A 1,219-nucleotide genomic window follows, 5' to 3' on the forward strand; every position below is an offset into this window, starting at 1 on the left:
AGGGGTTGCGCTCGTTGCGGGACTTAACCCAACATCTCACGACACGAGCTGACGACAACCATGCACCACCTGTCTATCTGTCTTCCGAAGAAGAACACCTACTTTCATAGACTGTCAGACGATGTCATTTCCTGGTAAGGTTCTTCGCGTTGCGTCGAATTAAACCACATGCTCCACCGCTTGTGCGGGCCCCCGTCAATTCCTTTGAGTTTCAGTCTTGCGACCGTACTCCCCAGGCGGGGTGCTTATTGCGTTAACTACAGCACTGGGGGGGTCGATACCCCCAACACTTAGCACCCATCGTTTACGGCGTGGACTACCAGGGTATCTAATCCTGTTCGCTCCCCACGCTTTCGCGCCTCAGTGTCAGTTACAGGCCAGAAAGCCGCTTTCGCCACTGGTGTTCCTCCCAATATCTACGCATTTCACCGCTACACTGGGAATTCCGCTTCCCTCTCCTGTCCTCAAGTCTGCTGGTTTCGGTAGCACGCCCGGGGTTGAGCCCCAGGTTTTCACTCCCGACTTCACAGACCACCTACACGCCCTTTACGCCCAGTAATTCCGGACAACGCTCGCCCCCTACGTTTTACCGCGGCTGCTGGCACGTAGTTAGCCGGGGCTTCCTCCTAAGGTACCGTCATTTTTTTCTTCCCTTAAGACAGAGTTTTACGACCCGAAAGCCTTCGTCACTCACGCGGCGTTGCTCCGTCAGGCTTTCGCCCATTGCGGAAGATTCCCCACTGCTGCCTCCCGTAGGAGTCTGGGCCGTGTCTCAGTCCCAGTGTGGCCGTTCGCCCTCTCAGGCCGGCTACCCATCGTCGCCTTGGTGGTCTTTTACACCGCCAACCAGCTAATGGGACGCGGATCCATCCATAAGCGGTTTGCACCTTTCCTTATCAGGTCATGCGACCTAATAAGCGTATCCGGTATTAGCACCAGTTTCCCGGCGTTATCCCGGTCTTTTGGGCAGGTTATCCACGCGTTACTCACCCGTCCGCCACTAAGTTCAGATTTCGCAAGCTTCCATCTGAACTCCGTTCGACTTGCATGTGTTAGGCACGCCGCCAGCGTTCGTCCTGAGCCAGGATCAAACTCTCCATAAAATCTATAGAGATGTTTTCTCTTTTAGCTCGTTTACCTCGCTTGGCTTGTTGCTTTGACGAGGATTATGGTTTTACCATTAATCCATCTTGCTTTACTGTTTAGTTTTCAAGGACCG

1 rRNA gene is annotated in these 1,219 nt (G+C 53.8%); it reads right to left on the reverse strand.

From position 1 onward, the window contains the following. Window positions 1-1,103 (reverse strand): 16S ribosomal RNA (locus tag DCCM_RS02890); the annotation flags it as partial. Window positions 1,104-1,219: the final 116 nt, after the last annotated feature.

The sequence above is a fragment of the Desulfocucumis palustris genome (assembly GCF_002933875.1).
In the GTDB taxonomy this organism is placed as follows: Bacteria; Bacillota; Desulfotomaculia; order Desulfotomaculales; family Desulfocucumaceae; genus Desulfocucumis; species Desulfocucumis palustris.